Annotated in this window: 6 protein-coding genes; 3 read left to right on the top strand and 3 right to left on the bottom strand. The window is 75.8% G+C overall.

All coding sequences use genetic code 11. The features are described from left to right. Positions 1–92: 92 nt before the first annotated feature. The 3 genes from ACWD3O_RS15865 to ACWD3O_RS15855 are packed head-to-tail and all read left to right on the top strand — an operon-like array spanning position 93 to position 9,897. A complete protein-coding gene (locus ACWD3O_RS15865; protein ID WP_451416247.1) occupies positions 93–7,376 on the top strand; it encodes an amino acid adenylation domain-containing protein in 7,284 nt (2,427 codons plus the stop codon). Further along, a complete protein-coding gene (locus ACWD3O_RS15860; protein WP_451416246.1) occupies positions 7,373–8,602 on the top strand; it encodes a cytochrome P450 in 1,230 nt (409 codons plus the stop codon). Before ACWD3O_RS15865 ends, ACWD3O_RS15860 begins: the two co-directional genes overlap by 4 nt. Before the next feature lie 35 nt (positions 8,603–8,637). After that, positions 8,638–9,897: an MFS transporter gene (locus ACWD3O_RS15855; protein WP_451408942.1), complete on the top strand. Its 1,260-nt coding sequence runs from the start codon at positions 8,638–8,640 to the stop codon at positions 9,895–9,897. Positions 9,898–9,914: 17 nt separating this feature from the next. Here the strand turns inward: ACWD3O_RS15855 and ACWD3O_RS15850 are convergent, their stop codons facing one another. The 3 genes from ACWD3O_RS15850 to ACWD3O_RS15840 all read right to left on the bottom strand — a co-directional run bounded on the left by ACWD3O_RS15850 (position 9,915) and on the right by ACWD3O_RS15840 (position 16,607). Continuing rightward, positions 9,915–12,830 carry an AAA family ATPase gene (locus ACWD3O_RS15850; protein WP_451416245.1) on the bottom strand — a complete coding sequence of 972 codons (2,916 nt, stop codon included), beginning with the start codon at positions 12,828–12,830 and terminating at the stop codon, positions 9,915–9,917. A 265-nt stretch (positions 12,831–13,095) separates the two neighbouring features. Beyond that, complete coding sequence (locus tag ACWD3O_RS15845; RefSeq protein ID WP_451416244.1) at positions 13,096–13,308, bottom strand: hypothetical protein; 213 nt, start codon at positions 13,306–13,308, stop codon at positions 13,096–13,098. Between the two features lie 155 nt (positions 13,309–13,463). Beyond that, positions 13,464–16,607, bottom strand: a complete 3,144-nt coding sequence (locus ACWD3O_RS15840; protein WP_451416243.1) for a type 2 lanthipeptide synthetase LanM family protein — start codon at positions 16,605–16,607, stop codon at positions 13,464–13,466. Positions 16,608–16,647: the final 40 nt, after the last annotated feature.

Genomic DNA, 16,647 nt, shown 5'->3' with positions numbered 1-16,647 from the left:
GCCGTCGACCCCGGACGGCCGTGCGCCGACGGCCGTCCGGTTCACCCTCAGCCCGCAGCTCTGCCCCAGACCCTGAGATTCGGAGTGCCCTCATGACCACGTCCGACGTGCGCCCCGGCCCCCAGCCCGCCGGCGGTGGCCTCTCCCCGGCCGCCCGGCGACTGCTGGAGCAGCGGCTGCGCGGCCGCTCGGCCGCCCGCGACGACGGCCCCGTCCGCGTCCGGCCCCGCCCGGAGCGGACCCCACTGTCCCCGGCCCAGCAGCGCCTGTACTTCCTGGACCGCCTGGACCCCGGCGCCGCGACCTACCTGCTGCCCGCCGCCTGGCGGCTGCGCGGCCCCCTGGACCTGCCGGCCCTGCGCGCCGCCCTCGCCGACCTCGTCGTACGGCACGAGCAGCTGCGCGTCGTCTTCCCCGAGCACGAGGGCGTCCCGTACCAGCGCGTCCTGCCGGCCGGCGACGCGGTGCTCGACGTCGTCGACGCCGCCGCCCGGCAATTGGACGCCGCCGTCCACGCCGCCGCCCTGCGCCCCTTCGACCTCGCCCGCGAACCCGCCTTCCGGGCCACCCTGGTGCGCGCCGCCGACGACGACCACGTCCTCGTCCTCGCCATGCACCACATCGTCTCCGACGGCTGGTCCCTCGACGTCCTCGTGCGGGACCTCGCCGAGCTGTACCGGGCCCGGCGCGAGGGCCGCGACGCCGAACTGCCCAAACTGCCCCTGGACTACGCCGACTACGCCCTCTGGCAGCGCTCCGCCGACCAGGGCGAGGCCCTGGACCACTGGACCTCCCGGCTCGCCGGACTGACCCCGCTCGACCTGCCCACCGACCACCCGCGCCCCGACACGCCCGCCGGCCACGGCGCCGTCCACACCGTCACCCTGCCGGCCGCCCTGACCGACGGCCTCGCCGCCCTGGGCCGCACCGCGGGGACCACGCCCTACATGACCGTGCTCGCCGCCTTCCAGGCGGCGCTCGCCTTCCACAGCGGACAGCACGACATCGCCGTCGGCACCGTCGTCGCCAACCGCGAGCGGGCCGAGACGGAACAGCTCGTCGGGTTCTTCGTCAACACCCTGGTGATGCGTGGTGACTTCGCCGACGACCCGTCCCCGGCCACGCTCCTCGACCGCACCCGCGACCGCGTCCTGGAGGCGTTCTCGCACCAGTCGCTGCCCTTCGAGAAGGTCGTCGAGGCCCTCAGCCCCGAACGGGACCTCGCCCGCAACCCGCTGGTGCAGGTGCTCTACACGCACACCGAGACCGGCGCGGGCACGCTCGCCCTCGGGGAGGCCGAGGGCACGCCGTACCGCATCGGGCTCACCACCGCGAAGTTCGACCTCACCCTCGACCTGCGCGAGGGCGACGGGCGCACCCAACTCGCCTTCGTCTACCGCCCCGACCTGTTCGAGGAGGAGACCGTTGCCGCGCTGGCCCAGCACACCGTGGCCTTCCTGGAGGCGTTCCGCAGCCGCCCCGACGCGCCCCTGAGCACCGTCGACCCGCTCACCGCCGCCGAACGCGCCCGCCTGCTCGGTCCGGACGGCCCCGCCCGCAGGATCGAGACGCCCGCGGCGCCGCCGCGCACCGCCGCCGAGCGGCTCGCCGGACACATCGTCCGCGCACCCCACGCGCGAGCCGTCACCGGCTCGGGCCGGAGCCTGACCTACGCCCAACTCGACGCACGGGCGAGCGCGTTGGCGCGGCGGCTGCGCGCTGCCGGCGTCACCCCGGGCGCCCTGGTCGGTGTCTGTCTGGACCGCACCCCCGACCTCGCCGTCGCCCTCCTGGCCGTCTGGCGGGCCGGAGCCGCCTACCTGCCGCTGGACCCGACGCACCCCAGGGCGCGCCGTGAGTACACCGTCACCGACTCCGGCATCGAGCTGATCGTCACCGACGCGACCACCCGCGACGCGGTGGAGGGCCTGCCCGTCCGGCTGCTGGAACTGGGCTCCGCCGAGGGGGACTTCGCCGAGCGGGACTCCGTGGCGCAGGGCACCGCCGGGGAGGGCGTCCCCGCAGAGGGCGTGCCGTCCGCCGACGTCCTCCCCGCCCACGACGACCTCGCCTACGTCATCTACACGTCCGGCTCGACCGGCCGCCCCAAGGGCGTGGAGATCACCCACGGCAACCTGGCCTGGCTGCTGGGCGCCGCCGACCACCACTTCGACTTCGGTCCCGCCGACGTGTGGACCCTGATGCACTCGCCCGCCTTCGACTTCTCCGTCTGGGAGCTGTGGGCCCCGCTCGCCACCGGCGGACGCGTCGTCGTCCTCACCGGGGACGAGGTGCGCGACCCGGCCGCCGTGCACCGGGTGCTGCGCGAGGAGGGCGTCACCGTCCTCAACCAGACCCCGGCCGCCTTCAAGGGCCTGCGTGCCCACCTCGCCCGCGACGGCGCCGACTTCACCGACCTCGCCCTGCGGACGGTCGTCTTCGGCGGCGACGCCTTCGACGTGCGCGACTACCGCGACTGGTTCACCGCCCCCGGGCCGCGGCCGGAGCTGGTCAACATGTACGGCATCACCGAGACCACCGTCCACGTCACGATCCGCACGATCACCGAGGACGACGTCCACGGCGACGTCCGCTCACCCGTCGGCCACCCGCTCACCGCCGCCCACGGCTACGTCCTGGACGCCTGGGGACGCCTCGTCCCGCACGGCACCGTCGGCGAACTCCACGTGGCCGGCGGGGGAGTGGCCCGCGGCTACCGCAACCGGCCCGAGCTGACCGCGGAACGCTTCCTCGACGACCCCTTCGGCACCCCCGGCTCCCGCATGTACCGCACCGGCGACCTCGTGCGCGTCCTGCCCGACGGACAGCTCGCCTACGTCGGCCGCGCCGACCACCAGGTCAAGATCCGCGGCTACCGCATCGAGCCCGGCGAGATCGAGACCGCCCTGCGCGCCCTGCCCGGCGTCGCGGACACCGCCGTGGTGGCCCGGCGCGACGGCGGCGCCGCCCGCCTCGTCGCCCACGTCGTCACCCCCGAGGGCCGCCCCCTGGACGCGCCCGCCCTGCGCGAGGGACTGCGGCTGACGCTGCCCGAGTACATGGTCCCCGCCCTGTTCGTCCGCCACGAGCGCCTGCCGCTGACCGCCAACGGCAAGGTGGACCGCGCCGCCCTGACCGCCGTGCGCCCCACCACCACCCAGGCCTCCGCCGCGCACGTCGCCCCCCAGGGACCGACCGAGCAGGCCCTGGCGGAGGTGTTCGGGCAGGTCCTGAGCGTGGAACGGGTCGGCCGCACCGACAACTTCTTCGACCTCGGCGGCGACTCCATCCTCGCCCTGCGCCTGGTCGGCGTCGGCCGGCTCGCCGGACTCGGCTTCTCCGTCGCCGACGTCTTCCGCGCCCGCACCCTCGCCGACCTCGCCGAGCTGGTCACCGACGCCACCGACACCCCCGAACCGGTCGCCCCGTTCTCCCTCGTCGACCCCGCCGACCGGGACCGGCTGCCCGACGGCCTCGCCGACGCCTACCCGCTCACCATGCTCCAGGCCGGCATGCTCCACGAGATGCTCGCCGACCACCGGCGCGGCGCCTACCACAACGTCACCGACCTGAAGATCACCGTCCCCGAGGGCTTCGACGCCGCCGCGTTCCAGTCCGCCGTCGACGCCGTCGTCGCCGCCCACCCGATCCTGCGGACCTCCGTCGACCTCGTCGGCCACCGCGAACCCCTCCAGCTCGTCCACCGCACGGCGCACCTGCCCGTCGGCTACACCGATCTGCGCGGGCTGCCCCGCGAGGAGCAGCGCGAGCGGCTGCGCCGGTTCGTCGACGCCGAGTTCGACCGCCGCTTCGACCTCGCCACCGCCCCCCTCGTCCGCATCCACCTGCACCACGTCACCGACCACGACCTGCGCCTGGTCCTCACCGACTGCCACGTCGTCCTCGACGGCTGGAGCCTGACCTCCCTCGTCGCCGACCTGCTGGCCCTGCACCGCGAGGCGGTCACCCGGCGCACCACGCCCCGCCCCCCGAGCGTCCCGGCCTTCGCCGAGTACGTCGCCCTGGAGCGGGCCGCGCTCGCCGACGAGGACTCCCTGGCCTACTGGCGCGACCGGCTCGCCCTGCTGCGCCCGGTCACCCTGCGCCGGCGCACCGACGCGGCCGCCGTGGACGGACCGCCGGTGCACGAGGTGCGCCGCTCCTACGCCCACCTCGCGACACGCATCGGACGCCTCGCCAAGGAGGCGGGCGTGCCCCGCCGCACCGTGCTGCTGGCCGCCTTCCACCACACCATGAGCCTGTTCGCCGACCGCGACGACAGCGTCCGGGGCCACAGCATCGGCCTGGTCACCAACGGCCGCCCCGAGGTGCCCGGCGCCGACCGGATGCGCGGACTGTTCCTGAACACCGTGCCCTTCGGGGTGGAGCGCCCGCGCGGCGACTGGCTGACCTACCTGAGGGACGTGTTCGGCGCCGAACAGGAGATGCTGCCGCACCGCCGGGTCCCGCTCGTCCGTATCGCCCAACTGCGGCCCACCGAACCGAACCTGACCGACACCGTCTTCAACTACGTCAACTTCCACCGCCTGGCGCACGACTCCTGGGACGACTCCCTGGAGATCGCCCGCACCATGTTCCCGCTGCTGGTCAACGCCAGTGTCAACGCCTTCACCCTCGACGCCGACCCCGCGTACGTGGCCCCGGCCACCGCCGAACAGGTCGCCGACGTCTTCGTGGCCCAGCTCGAGGCCATGACCGCCGACCCGCACGCCCGGATCCGCCGGCCCGCCGCCACCGGCGCCGGCCGTGAGACGGTCCTCGGGTGGGCCGCGGGCCCGGACCTGCCCTCCTCGCCGCTGCTGTTCCACGAGCACGTCGCCGGATGGGCCGCCCGCACCCCGGACGCGGTCGCCGTCGAGCACCGCGGCCAGGTCGTGACCTACGCCGAGCTCCACGAGCAGGCCGAACAGATCGCCCGCCGCCTGCGGTTGCTCGGCATCGGACCCGAGAGCGTCGTCGGCATCTGCGTCGACCGGGGGCCGGACTGGGTCCGCGCCGCGCTCGGCGTGCTGCGCTCCGGCGGCGCCTTCGTCCCGCTGGACCCCCAGCACCCCACCGAGCGCCTCGCGTTCATGGCCGAGGACAGCGGTATGCGGGTGCTGCTGACCCAGCGCGCGCTGGACGGCGCCGTCCCCTTCGACGGCCCCACCCTCCACCTGGACGTGCCCGCCGAGCCGGTCGGACCGGTGCCCGGCCGTGAGCCCGACGCCGACACGTTCGCCTACCTGATCTACACCTCCGGCTCCACCGGCGTCCCCAAGGGCGTCGCCATCGCGCACGGCGGACTGTCCAACATGCTCGAAGGCCAGCGCGACCTGGTCGACCCCACCCCCGAGGACCGCGTCCTGCAGTTCGCCTCCTTCGGCTTCGACGCCTCCATCCTGGAACTGACCTGGTCCCTCGCCAACGGCGGCCGCCTGGTCACCGCCCCCAAGGAGGACCTGCGCCCCGGCCCCGACCTGGCCCGCACCCTGCGCGAGGCCCGTGTCACCGGCGGCATGCTCCCGCCCAGCGCCCTGGCCGTCCTCGGCGAGGACACCTTCCCCGACCTGCGCGTCCTCCAGGTCGCGGGCGAGGCCTGCCCCGCCGAACTCGCCGACCGCTGGTCACGGGGCCGCCGCTTCCAGAACGTCTACGGCCTCACCGAGACCACCGTGTGGTCCGTCGCCGCCGACCTCGCCCCCGGCCGGGGCCGGCCGCCCGTCGGCACCCCGATCCGCAACACCCGCGTCCACGTCCTCGACGACGACCTCCAGCCCGTCCCGGTCGGCGTCCCCGGCGAGATCCACCTCGGCGGACGGGCCGTCGGCCGCGGCTACCTCGGCCGGCCCGGCCTCACCGCCGCCACCTACGTCCCCGACCCCTACGGAGCACCCGGCGAGCGGCTGTGCCGCACCGGCGACCTCGGCGCCTACCGGCCGGACGGCACCGTCGAATGGCTCGGCCGCCGCGACGCCCAGGTGAAGCTGCGCGGTTTCCGCATCGAACTCGGCGAGATCGAGCACGCGCTGCGGCAACTGCCCGGCGTCCGCCAGGCCGTCGTCCTGCACCGCACCGACCTGCCCGGTGGCGAACCCGCCCTCGTCGCCTACCTGGTCACCGACGACAGCGGCCGGCACACCCCGGAGGACCTGCGCGGCGCCCTGCGCACCGGACTGCCCGGCTACATGGTGCCCTCGCGCTTCGTCCTCCTCGACGAGATGCCCGTCAACCGCAGCGGCAAGATCGACCGGCGGGCGCTGCCCCTGCCGCCGGCCGAACTCGACCAGGACGAGACCGCGTACGTCGCCCCCTCCACTCCCGCCGAGCGGATCCTCGCCGAGATCTGGCGCGAGGTGCTGGGCCTGTCCCGCATCGGCGTCCACGACGACTTCTTCCGGATCGGCGGCAGCTCCCTGTCCACCGTCCGGGTGTCCCTGATGGCGGCGGGACGCGGACTGCCCGTCACCGTCGGCGACCTGATCGAACACCCCACCCTCGCCCGTCTCGCCGCGCACGCCACCCGCGCGGTCGGCGCCGGACTGCCCCGGACCGTCACCTCCGAGGTGCGGCTGCGCGAGGGCGACGGCGAACCCCTGTGGTGCGTGCACCCCACCGGCGGCAGCGCCGCCTGGTTCGTGCCGCTCGCCCGCGCCCTGCCGCCCGGCCGGCCCGTCCACGCCTTCCAGGCCCGCGGACTGCTCGGCGGCGTCGACCCCAGCACCGTGACCGGCATCGCCGCGAACTACGCCGCCGAGATCACCGACCGGGCGGCGCCCGGCCCGCACGCCCTGCTCGGCTGGTCCATGGGCGCCAACATCGCCCTGGAGATGGCCACCCAGCTGCACCAGTCCGGCCACCCGGTCGCCCCGCTCGTCCTCATCGAGCCCTACCTGCCCAACCCCGCCGCCCGCGCCCGCCTCGAAGGCGTCACCCGCGACCTGCGCGAGGCCCAGCGCCAGCGCGACCGGCTGCGCGAGATGCCCGACTCCCCGCAGCGCGACCGCGCCGTCGCCGAACTCACCGCCACCCTCCTCGGCGCCGGCATGAGCCCGGCCGAGGCCGCCCTCGTCGAAGGCGCCCCCATCGAGGTCTGGCACTCCCTGCTCGCCGCACTCGCCGCCTACGAGGTCCGCCCCTACCCCGGCCACCTCCACCTCGTGGTCGGCAGCGAGGCCGCCGACCTGCCCCGCGGCGTCCCGATGCCCGGCCTCGACGTCGACTTCGACACCTACGTCGAACGCTGGCGGGCCACCGCGCGCGGCGGGCTCACCCTGCACATCAGCGAGGGCGACCACATGTCGATGATGGCCGAGCCCCAGGTCACCGGCATCGCCGACCTGCTCGCCGCCCTGGAGACCGGAGAGGCCCGATGACCACCTTCGCCCCCGCCCCCACCGAGCGCTACCTCCTCGCCCCCGACCTGGTCGCCGCCCCCTACGGCCACCTCGACGCCCTGCGCGACAGCGACCCCGTGCAGTGGAGCCCGCTCCACCACGCCTGGCTCGTCACCGGCTACGACGAGGTCATGCGCTGCCTGCGCGACCGTGCCGTCTCCGCCGACCGGGTCCGCCCCCTGATGGACGCCGTGCCGCAGGGAGCCCGCGAGGACGCCGAGCGCGCCTTCTCCATCCTGTCCCGCTGGATGGTCTTCAACGACCCGCCCCAGCACCGCCGGCTGCGCCAGGTCTTCCAGGAGGCCTTCGCCGCCCGCGCCGTCACCCGCTACAGCGCCTTCACCGAGAAGGTCACCCGGGCCGTCCTCACCCGCAAGGCCCCGCCCGGCCACAGCGGCGACCTCATGGCCGACGTCGCCAAACCGCTGCCCGCCCTCGTCTTCGCCCGCTGGCTCGGCATCCCGCCCACCGACGGCCCCTCCTTCTGGTACTGGAACGCCCGCGTCGCCGACCTCGTGCTCGGCACCGCCCAGGAGGAGAGCGAGTACCGGGCCTCCCTCCAGGCGCTGGTGAGCCTTGAGGACTACCTCGGCGCGCTCGTCGAACGGCGGCGCGCCGAGCCCGGCGACGACCTCATCAGCCAGGTCCTCGCCGAGGGCCGCGTCGGCGACACCGTCAGCGAGCAGGAGTTCGTCGGCATGCTCACCCAGATGGCGTTCGCCGGCGGGGAGACCACCAGCAACCTCATCGCCAACACCGTCCTGGCCCTGCACACCCGCCCCGACCAGCTCGCCGCCGTCCGCGCCGAACCGGACCTGGCCCAGGGCGCCGTGGAGGAGACGTTGCGCCTGGACGGGCCGTCGAAGATGTCCATCCGCACCGCCGCCCAGGACCTCGAGCTCGGCGGGCACACCCTGCGCGCGGGCGACCGGATCTTCCTCGTCACCGCCGCCGCCAACCGCGACCCCGCCCGCTTCCCCGACCCGGGCCGCTTCGACGTCACCCGCAGCGGCGCGACCCACCTCGGCTTCGGCTTCGGCGCCCACTTCTGCATCGGCGCCGCGCTCGCCCGCCTCGTCGCCGTGTGCGCCGTGCGCACGCTCGTGTGCGAGCGGCCCGGCCTCGCCCTCGCCGACCCCGCACGGCTCTCCTGGCAGCCGTCCCTGCTCAACCGCAGCCTCACCGCCCTGCCCGTCCACTACTGACCGGACCGCACACGTCCCCGAAGAGAGGCACCCCCATGGCCACGACCCTCGCCGCGGACCGCCCGCGGCTGTGGGCGCCCGCCCGGCACCGCTCGTTCCGCCTGCTGTGGACGGGGCAGGCGCTCTCCCTGCTCGGCGACGGATTCAGCGTCGTCGCCTTCTCCTGGATCACCCTGAGCCTGACCGGCTCCACCCTCACCCTGGGCTACGTCCTGGCCTTCCAGGCCGTGCCCCGCGCCCTGCTCACCCTGGTCGGCGGCACCCTCGGCGACACCTGGTCCACCCGCACCCTCATGGTGGCCTCCAGCTGGACCCGCTCCGCCCTGATGGCCGCCGTCGGCGTCGCCGGACTCACCGGACACCTCACCGTGTGGATGCTGTGCGCGGCGGCCGCCGCCTTCGGCGCCGTCGACGCCTTCTTCCAGCCCGCCCGCGTCTCCATCCTGCCGTCGGTCGTCGACGAGGAACTGCTCGCCCCGGCCAACGCCCTGCTCGGTGCCGGCGCGCGCACCGCCGCCGTCCTCGGCCCCGCCGTCGGCGGTGTCGTCATCGCCCTCACCGAGGCGCCGGTCGCCTTCCTCGTCGACGCCGTCTGCTTCGCCCTGTGCGGACTGTGCGTCGCCCGCATCCGCACCCGCCCGCGGCCCGACACGCCCAAGGCCGCGCCGGAGGCCGCGCCGCGGGAGAAGGGCCCCTCCCTCGGCGCGCGCATCCGCGAAGGGGTCACCTTCACCCTGCGCGACCCGCGTCTGCGCACCATCGTCGCCCTCGACACCGCGGTCAACTTCTGTTACGCGGGCCCCTTCACGGTCGGCTTCGCCACCCTCGCCGACCAGGTGCTGCGCGGCGGCTCGGCCACCCTCGGCGTCCTCAACGGCGCCCTGGCCGGTGGCGCGGTCCTCGGCACCCTCGTCGGCGGGGCGGTCGGCGGACGGCCCCGCGTCGGGCTCCTGGTCGCCGGCCTCGCCGGCTGGCTGGGCGCCGGGATGGCCGTCCTCGGGTTCGCCGACAGCACGCCGGTCGTCGTCGCGACCGTCCTCGCCATGGGCTTCGCCATCGGCTACCAGGGCGTGTTCGGACTGAGCTGGATCCAGCGCAACATCCCGCAGGACGTCCTCACCCGTGTCGTCTCCGTCGACATGGTCCTCGGCTACGCCGCCGCCCCCCTGTCGCTGATCCTGTGCGGCGCCCTGGCCGGGACGGGACACCTCGCCCTGTTCGGGGTGGTGGCCGCGGTCCTCGCGGTCACCGGGCTCGCGGTGCTCGGATCACGGGCGGTGCGGGAGATGCGCTGAGACCCGCCCCGGGCGGCTCAGCCCGAGCGCAGGGCGGCCGACCGCGCGCACAGGTCCGCGCGGTTGGCCGCCCCCGTCTTGGTGATCAGGCTGGCGATGTGCTTCTCCGCCGTCCGGGGCGAGATGAACAGCCGGTCCGCGATGTCCTTGTTGCTGAGCCGCTCCGCCAGCAGCCGGAACACGTCGAACTCCCGGACCGTCACCCCTTGCGTGCGCAGCTGCTCGGGAATGCCGCTGGTGCCGCTGCGGTGCTGGTGCACCGGGGCGCCCAGACGGCGCAGCCCCGCCCGGCAGGCGCCGGTGACGGCCGCCACGTCCCGCTCGTGGAACCAGTGTTCGGCGCGCCGCAGCCAGCCCACCGGGTCCCCCCAGCCGTCCTGGTGCGCGGCGTCCGCGATCAGCCGCAGCCCCAGGTGCTGGGCCAGCGGATACGGCTCGGCCACCGCCAGCGCCCGCTCCACGGCGGCCGCCGCGTCCGCGCCGGCCCCCTCCCGGCCCAGCAGGACGGCCTCGGCGAGGTGGACGAACTGCCGGTTCCAGCGCATGCGGGCCTTCGCCGTCGCCGTGATCTCCGCGTGGTGGGCCCGGCCGGCGCCGCCTTCGAGCACGTCCAGCAGGAGCCCCAGTCCATGGGTGCCGCCGAGGTGGTACGTGGAGGGGTTGTCCGCCTCCATGGCCTTGACCGCCACCAACTCCTGGCGGGCCAGCTCCCGGTTCTCCTCGAGCAGCGCGCAGAACGCGCCCGCCAGACCCCTGGTGAGCGGCTCCTCCTGCGAACCGGCGCCGTCCCACTCGGTGAACGCCGCCAGCGTCGCCTCCATCGCCTGCCGGTCGCCGCGGTGGGCCTCCAGCGTGGCCTGCGCCATCAGCACGTACCGCACGGCCGGGGCCAGCCGCAGCCGGCGTACGACGGCCAGGCACTCCGCGGCGGCCTCGCGCGCCGCGCCGTCCTGACCGCGCAGCACGGCGTCCAGGACGAGGATGCCGTCGACGGTGTGCACGATGTTCACCGAGCCCAGCCGCAACGCCTCCTCGCGGGCCGACACCAGCCCGCCGGTGTCTCCCTCGGCGAGCCAGGCGTTGCCGCCCATGCGGGTCGCCGCGTACATGCGCTGCAACGGCAGCCGGTGCCGCTCGGCGGCGGACATCGCCTGTCCGAGCATGGCCTCCGACTCCTGCGGGTCCCGTTCGCGGGCGACCGTGGCGAGCAGTTCCCACGCCTGGCAGGCGACGACCGGCAGCCCGTGGCGCTCGGCCGTGTCGGCGGCGGAACGCGCCAGCTTCTCCGCGTGCTGGGTCCGGTCGGGGCCGGGGGTGTCCAGGGCGAGGTAGGCGGCGGTGACGTCCACGGCCGCCGCGGCGGCCTCGTCGGGGGTGCCCGCCAGCACCTCGCGGGCGCGGGCGACCTGCCGGTTGCCGTCGCTCCACCGGCCCGCCGTGTGCGCCACCTTGGCCAGCCGGGCGTGCAGCGTCGCCAGCCGGACGGGGCTCAGCCCCTCTCCGCCGAGCGCGTGCAGGTCGTCGACCAGGTCGAAGGCGCGGGCGAAGTCACCGGCCTCGGCGAGCGCGGGGAGCAGGTTCTCCAGGGCGGCGGCCCGCGCCTGCGGATCGCCCCCCTCGGCGAGCAGCGACTCGGCCCGGCTGAGCAGGGTCACCGCCGAGCTCAGGGCGCCCGCCGCCAGGGCACGGCCACCGGCGTCGGCGTAGAGCAGCCCTGCCTCGACCCGGTCGCCGGCCTCGCAGCGCAGACCGGCCGCCAGCGCACACCAGTCGCCCTCCAGCGCCGGGTGCAGCTCTTCCACGGCCTGGGCGCCCCGCCGGGCCAGCTCCGCGCGCTGGCCCGGCGTCATCTGCGTGAACAGGGCCTCCAGCGTGGGGGAGTGGCGGAAGGAGTACCAGTCGGGCGCGGGTTCGTCGGGGACCACCAGGCGGGCTGCGACGCCGGCGTGGAGATGGCCGAGCAGGGTCCGGTCGTCGACCCCGGTGACGCGCTGGAGCACCGAGAGGGGGAAGCGGCGGCCCAGGACCGCGGCGGCCGACAGCAGCGTCAGCCCTTGCGCGCCGAGCCGGTCGATCCGGCGCAGGATGCCGCGCGCCAGCGTCGAGGAAACGTCACGGCGCAGGTCGCCGACGGCATGCCAGCCACCGGGACCCTGCACCAGGGCGCCGGAGCCGATCATGGACTGGAGCAGTTCCTCGACGAGGTAGGGGCTGCCCGCGCTGTCCTCCCACAGCCGGTCCAGGACCTCGGCGGGGACGTCGTCGGGGCCGTCCACGCCGAGCTGGGCGGCGATCACCTCGTGCACCTGCGGACGGGTCAGCGGCGGCAGTTCCACCACGGTGGCCGCCCCGCGACGGCGGGCGGACTGAGCGAGGTCCAGCGCGTCGCTGATGTCGGTGCGCACGGTCGCCACCAGGAGCACGGGCGTGTAGGCCAGGTTGTCGACCAGGTACTCCAGGACACCGAGCGTCTCGGGGTCGGCGTCGTGCAGGTCCTCCAGGAGCAGCAGCTGCCCCCGGCCGCGTCCGGCCGCGATGAGCAGCCGCAGCACGGCCTCGCCGAGGATGACCATGGAACTGCTGTCGCGTTCCCCGGTGTCCCAGTCCGGGATCAGCCGCCCCAGCACCGGACGGTAGGGGCCGAGCGCGAGGTCGTCCAGGGGATCGCCGCCGCGGAACAGCGACATCAGCGCCTCGGTGAGCGGCCGGAACGGCACGGCGGGACCGGTGGTGCTGCTCCGGCCGCGCAGCACCCGCATTCCGGAGCCCACGGCCTGGCCCACCGCCTCCGCCGCGAGCCGGGACTTGCCGACCCCGGCCTCGCCGACCAGGAAGACGACGCTGCCCATGCCCTGCCTGGCGACGACCAGGGAGCGCTCGAGCTGCGTGAGTTGGGGGTCTCGCCCGACCAGGGAAGGCGTAGGGGGACGCATGAACGCTGATGATAATCGGCCGAGTCGGCCGGGGGCAGGTCGCGCCGGGACCGGGAGCAACCGCGCGTGTGCCGAGGGGAGTCGGGCGGGCCCGGACGACAGCCGGCCGGCGCCCGCACGGTTACCGGGCAGCGCCCGCACGGTTTACCGGTCGGTGAGCGCCGCCGGCCGTCCGGCGATCGCTCGCCGGCCGTCCGGCGACGCACCGGCGCGGGCCCGCACCAGCGGGCCCGCGCCGTCACGCCTCGCGGCCGGTCGTCGCCGGTCAGGCGGGGCCGGAGACCGAGGTGTCCAGGCTGCTCAGCGTGATGACGATGCCGCTGGTGAGGACCATGCCGGCCAGCACACGGGCGCGGGCGCAGGCGCGGTTGCGACCGGAGAGGGCGATGCCGCCCGCGGCGTCCCGCTCGGTGTGCGCGGACTCGGCGGACTCGACGGCGGTGAACTCGGTGGAGTCGGCGGCGAGGTGCTGGTCCATGACGGTGGTCCCTTCTGGTGTCCCGTGCGGGGCGCGCGGGTTCGGATGCGGGGAGGTGCCGTGGTGCTGACGAGCGGGTGCGGGTGGTGCGGGCGGTGCGGGTGGTGCGGGTGGCGCCGAAGGTCCGGTGCGGATGGGTCGGTGGCCGGGGCGGGTCAGTGGTCCGGGTGGTGCAGGAGCAGGACCGACGGGACGGTCCCGGGGTGGGCCAGGCGGAGCAGTCCGTAGCCGATGCCGGCGAGGCCGGTCATCAGCCCGGGGGAGGGGACGTGGTCGGGGGTGGCGCAGCGGTGGCCCTGTGCCTCGACGAGGGCGAGGACGTGACCGGTGTGCCGTCGCAGCGCCGAACGGGCCGTGCCGTCGCCCTGTTCTGCCAGGACGGTCAGGGCCTCCAGCCGGCCGAGGACGCCCTGGGCGAGGCTGAGGTCGGGGCCGACGGGAGCGCCCGCGAGCCGGACGGAGGCTTCGGACGGGCGGGTGTCGTCCGGCCGTCCGGCCGGGTCCGGCAGCCCGGTGGCGGCCCGTCCGGCCAGCCCGTGCGACCAGGTCAGGTCCGCCGGATCGCCGTGGTGCGCACCGGAGTCGAGCAGGGCGTCGGCCGTGCGCCGGGCGCGGGCGGCACGCTCGGGACGGTGGTCCGCGTAGCGCCGCAGCGCCCAGGCGATGCCGGCGGCGCCGTCGGCGAGCCCTGCGGACGACGGGGCGTCGGAACCGGTCACGGCGGACGTGACCGGGCCCTCCGGCCGTGCCCCCGGCAGCAGATCCGCGATCCGGTCGGCCAGCCGCAGCGCCGCCGGGTCACCGGTGGCCTCGTACGCGGCGACCGCGGCGGCCAGGGCTCCCGCCCGCCCCTGGGCCAGACCGGGGTCGGCGCAGGCCGCCACCGCGTGCCCGAGGGCGGTGAGCGCGTCCGGCAGACACGCCCGCAGTCCCTCGTCGAGGAGCCCCGCCAGCCGGACCAGGGCGTACACGATCCCGCCGAGTCCGTCGTAGGCGCCGGGGCCGGCGGCCGCGCTCAGCTCGGGGTCCTCGGCGAGCGCCTTGAGCAGGGCCGGCAGCGGACGCACCGCCTCGCGGGCCGCCGCGCCGTAGCGTCCCGAGCCGGTGAGGGCCTCGGTGTGGGCCAGGAACAGGGCGACTCCGCAGTAGCCCTGGGCCAGGCCCGCCCCCATCGGCAGGACGGCCCAGTGGTCGCCCGACACCCGCTCCAGACCGATCCAGTTGGTGCGGTCGCCGCCGCGGACCGAGCGGGCCACGATCTCGTCGGCGATCCCGCAGGCGGCGGCCAGCAGCCGGGACGGTTCCGGCTCCACCGGCGGCACGGGGGCCGGCGCGAGCTCCGACCGGGGGCGGTCCAGCGGTGCACCCGCCCCGCGCACCGCGAGAGTGGCCGAGATGATCCATTCCTGGTCGAGGCAGTCGACCTCTTCCATGCGGCCGATCTTCTCGCGCACCGCGGCCACGGCGGCCACCGGCAGGAGACCGGGCAGCAGGGCCCCGTCGTCGGCGATCACCGCCGTGCCGGTGGGCCGGTGGGTGAAGAAGGGGACGTCACCGCGCCACAGCGCCGCCGTCTCGTGCTCGGCGAGCCGCTCGCGCGCCGGGTCCTGCGCGGACTCCGACCACAGCACCGCGAACACCCCTTCCCGGGCCAGGGCGTCGCCCAGCAGCGCGGGGTGGGTGGACTCCTCCAGCAGGGTGGCGTACAGCCGGGTCGCACGGGTGATGAGCCGGGCCGGACGGTCACCCCAGCGGGACAACGGGCCGTCCTCGCCGAGCAGTTCGCCGCGGTGGGCGGCGATCGCCGCGTAGGCGGCGCGGAACCCCTCCAGCAGGGCCGCCGTGTGGTCGGCGCCGGAGAGCGAAGTGCCCTGCGGCAGCGGGTGGTTCTGGGCGGCGGGGCTGGCCAGCAGCCCGCGCACCGCCCGCATCGTGTCCAGTCCGGAGTCCTCCCAGCGCAGACCCTCGCTGGGGAAGGTGCCGTCGGTGTCCCGGCCGAGCGCGGAGATGTCCAGCGCGCCGTGCTCGCCGATGAGCAGGTGCGGGAGCAGGCAGGTGCGGTGGACGGAGGCGGCCAGCGCGTCAGCCGCCGGGTCGGCGCCCGCCGTGAGGGCCTGGCCGAGGCCGGTGTGCAGCAGCGTCTCGGCGTCCACCAGGACCGGCTGGTCACCGTGGGCGATGACGTTCTCGTAGTGCATGTCGGCGCCGTCCACCGCGTACAGCAGGGCCAGCAGGGCGCCTTGGCGGCGGTAGAAGGCGTCGGTCTCGGTGACCGAGGAGCACCAGCGGTGCTCGACGAACTCCAGCCAGCCGTGGGACTCCCGGCGCAGCGTGCGCGGGGTGCGCAGCCCCAGGCCGGGGACCTTCGCGTTGAGCCAGGACACCAGGTCGTCGAGGAGGGCGTGCTGGTCGAGCGGACGGGGCTTGTGGACGAGGCGGCGGCCGTCCGCGAAGCGCAGGATCGCCACCGACCGGTTGCCCTGGTGGGCGTCGCCGCGGCCGAGGTCGACGCGGACCAGCGGGCCCGGCGTCCGGCCGTCGAGGAGGTCGGCGACCAGGTCGGCGCGGTCGGACCGGAAGCGGGCGACGAGTTCGGCGGCGGCCTCCGTCGCGTCCAGCGCGGTCCGGCTCAGCATCCGCGCCAGGACCGGGTAGGCGGTGAACAGGTTCGACAGTCCCCGCCGGGTGCCGGCCGTCGCGGCGAAGAAGGCGAACCGCTCGCGCGGGCCGGCCCCCGCCAGGCGTCCGGAGCGCCGGGCCCGGTGCAGCTCCTGGGCCAGCGTGCGGGCGGCGAGCCGGACCAGCTGGTGGGTCAGACGGCGGGTGAACGCGTCCCGCCACACGGTGGCCTCGGCGTCCGGGACGCCGGCCATCCGGTCCGCCAGACGGGCGGAGGCCACGGCGACCAGCGGGCGCACGGCCGGCGCGAAAGCGTCGGGACCCTCGCCGTCGGCCTGGACCTCGGCCTCGACCTCCGGGAGTCCCTCGGGGGCCGCGGCCAGCACCTCCTCCGCGTAGGACACCCAGTCGGGCTCGACGGCCCGCTCAGCCAGACGCCCGGCGGGCTCGGCGGCCAGGGCCGCCGCCGTGGCGTCGTCCACACCCAGCCGGTCCAGCCGGAGGGCGAAGCCCTCGGCGTCGCCCACCGCCCAGGGCAGCGGCCCGGCGGCGCCGGTCGCGGCGGCCGGCCCGGGGAGCCCGGGGGCGGCGAGCCGCTCCGTGAGGGTCAGCGCCGGGGCCCACCAGGTGGCGGGGAGTCCGGTGATCCGGGGAGTCGGGAGGCTGGCTGTGTCGGTCACGAGAAGAAGGTCGCAGACCTCCCCCGCCCCCCACATGGGT

This window comes from Streptomyces sp. NPDC002640, from assembly GCF_053592575.1.
This window is presented reverse-complemented; position numbering and strand designations above follow the sequence as displayed.